A 2,579-nucleotide genomic window follows, 5' to 3' on the forward strand; every position below is an offset into this window, starting at 1 on the left:
GTACGCCTCCGAGGAGGGCCATCTTGCGCTGATCAAGAGGCGGTAGCTGACTGTCGATATGGATAGCCATATTGATAGTCATGCGGTTACGCGTCTGGAAATCGTTGAGATGGGTCGGCGCCGCCGCTGGCCTGACGCAACCAAGCTTCGGATCGTCGAGGAGAGCTATTCCGGGCCACGTCTTGTTTCGGCGACAGCGCGTCGACACGGCATTTCGAACCAGCTTCTGCACCTTTGGCGGCGCGCATGGCGCGAAGGCCGCCTTGGAGGCGAAGCCGCCGGAGGCTTTGTTCCAGCTGTGATCGTGCCGGAGATGGCCGCGACGAGCGGAACGCCGGTGTCAGGCACGGCTGGGCGCATTGAGGTGGTAAGTGCGAACGGGCGACGCCTGATCGTGGAACGCGATGTCGACGTCGAGGCTCTGATCCGGATCGTGCAAGCGCTGGAGCGGCTTGCGTGATCCCGGTTCCAACGGGCGTGCGGGTCTGGCTGGCGACGGGCTATACGGACATGCGCCGGGGCTTCCCGGGCCTATCGCTGCAGGTGCAGGAAGTGCTGCGCCGTGATCCGCTGAGCGGGCATCTGTTCTGCTTCCGTGGGCGTCGAGGCGATCTTTTGAAGGTAATCTGGCATGACGGCCAGGGCGCCTGCCTGTTCACGAAACGGCTGGAACGCGGGCGGTTCCTGTGGCCATCACCGGCAGATGGCGTCGTGGCGATCACGCCCGCGCAGATGGGCTATCTACTGTCCGGGATCGACTGGCGAAATCCGCAGGAAACCTGGCGCCCGACGCGGGTTGGATAGCATTTGGCCTTTGAAATCGCAGGCGAAATCTGATTCACTTGGATCGTGATGGTGACGCCAGACGATCTTCCTTCGGACCTCGCGGGTGCCCTGGCGGCGCTGCGGTCCGAGCGCGAGGCGCGGCTGCAAGCCGAGGCGGCAGCCGCCAGCGCGCGGGCGAAACTCTCGGATACCGAGGCGCTGATCGCGCATCTGCAGCTGATGATCGAGAAGCTGAAGCGCGAGAAATACGGCCAGCGTTCCGAACGCACGGCGCGGCTGATCGAGCAGATGGAGCTTCAGCTCGACGAGCTCGTGATTGCGGCGAGCGAGGACGAGCTTGCCGCGCAGGCTGCGGCGACGAAGAGCGGGAACGTACGCGCCTTCACGCGCAAGCGGCCGGTGCGCAAGCCCTGGCCGGAGGACATCAAGCGCGAGCGGATCGTGATCGATCCTCCCACCGCTTGCACCTGCTGCGGCGGCTCGCGGCTGTCGAAGCTGGGCGAGGACGTGACCGAGACGCTGGAGGAGATCCCGCGGCGCTTCAAGCTGATCGAGACGGTACGCGAAAAGTTCACCTGCCGCGATTGCGGGAAGGTCAGCCAGCCGCCGGCGCCGTTCCACGCGACGCCACGCGGCTTCATTGGTCCGCAGTTGCTGGCGACGATCGTCTTCGACAAGTTCGGGCAGCACATCCCGCTGAACCGCCAGAGCGCGCGCTTCAAGGCCGAGGGGATCGATCTGCCGCTGTCGACGCTGGCCGACCAGGTCGGCCATGGAACCTTCGCCCTGAAGCCGCTCTTCGACGTGATCGAGGCCCACGTCCTCGCGGCCGAGCGCCTTCACGGCGACGACACGACGGTGCCGATCCTGGCGAAGGGCAAATGCGCGACCGGGCGCATATGGACCTATGTACGCGATGACGGCCCCTTCGCCGGCCCCGCGCCGCCGGCGGCGGTCTATTACGCTTCAGGCGATCGCCGCGGCGAGCATCCGCAGACGCATCTGGCCGGGTTTGCCGGCATCCTGCAGTGCGACTGTTACGGAGGCTTCGAGCCGCTGTTCGACCCGCAGCGGAAGGAACAGCCGATCACGCCGGCCTTTTGCTTCGCCCATGCGCGGCGCGGCTTCTTCGAGCTGGCCGACATCGCCAAAAAGGCCCGCGACGGTGTGAAGGGCAAGCCGGTCTCCCCGATAGCCCTGGAGGCGGTCAGGCGCCTCGACGCGCTGTTCGAGATCGAGCGCGTCATCAACGGCCGCAGTGCCGAGGAGCGGCGGGCCGTACGCCAGGAGAAAAGCAAGCCGCTTCTCGATGAGATGCAGGCCTGGCTGCTGCGCGAGCGCGAAACCCTCTCGCGCTCCGCCGAGGTCCTGAAGCCGATGAACTACATGCTCCGGCGCTGGGCCGACTTCGCTCGCTTCCTCGACGACGGCAGGATCTGTCTCTCCAACAATGCTGCGGAGAGAGCGCTCCGCGGCATCGCCCTTGGACGGCGCAACTGGACCTTCGCCGGTTCCCAGCGCGGCGCCGACCGCGCCGCCGTCATGCTCACGCTCATCACCACCGCCCGCCTCAACGACATCGATCCGAAAGCCTGGCTCGCCGACATCCTGGCCCGCATCGCTGATCTGCCGGCCTCACGTCTGCACGAACTGCTGCCCTGGGAGTGGAAGCACCTGCGCCAGGCCGACACGATCGTCGATCAGCAAGCCGCCTGAACTTCAACTAACCTCATCATAGAGCCCGCTACGCTCGCGCGAAGGCTTCGATCACGCGGCCTTCCTCGTATGCGTAC

At 65.9% G+C, this 2,579-nt stretch carries 3 protein-coding genes; all 3 read left to right on the plus strand.

The window, feature by feature from the left end; translation table 11 throughout:
* Positions 1-58: 58 nt before the first annotated feature.
* From tnpA to tnpC, 3 genes are read left to right on the plus strand one after another with little or no spacing between them, the layout of a single operon-like run.
* The gene (gene tnpA, locus ACFPN9_RS24275; RefSeq protein WP_377817788.1) at positions 59-460 is read left to right on the plus strand and encodes an IS66-like element accessory protein TnpA; all 402 of its coding nucleotides are present in this window, start codon (positions 59-61) and stop codon (positions 458-460) included.
* Entirely contained in the window at positions 457-804 is a 348-nt protein-coding gene (gene tnpB, locus ACFPN9_RS24280) for an IS66 family insertion sequence element accessory protein TnpB (RefSeq protein WP_297257085.1), read from the plus strand. Before tnpA ends, tnpB begins: the two co-directional genes overlap by 4 nt.
* Positions 805-852: 48 nt before the next feature.
* Positions 853-2,502 carry an IS66 family transposase gene (gene tnpC, locus ACFPN9_RS24285; protein ID WP_377817789.1) on the plus strand — a complete coding sequence of 550 codons (1,650 nt, stop codon included), beginning with the start codon at positions 853-855 and terminating at the stop codon, positions 2,500-2,502.
* Positions 2,503-2,579: the final 77 nt, after the last annotated feature.

The organism is Allobosea massiliensis, from assembly GCF_042655245.1.
Classification (GTDB): Bacteria; Pseudomonadota; Alphaproteobacteria; order Rhizobiales; family Beijerinckiaceae; genus Allobosea; species Allobosea massiliensis.

Excerpts from the sequence above, each read along its gene's own strand:
- tnpA (WP_377817788.1), top strand. The coding sequence starts at position 59 with ATGGATAGCCATATTGATAGTCATGCGGTTACGCGTCTGGAAATCGTT.
- tnpC (WP_377817789.1), top strand. The coding sequence starts at position 853 with ATGGTGACGCCAGACGATCTTCCTTCGGACCTCGCGGGTGCCCTGGCG.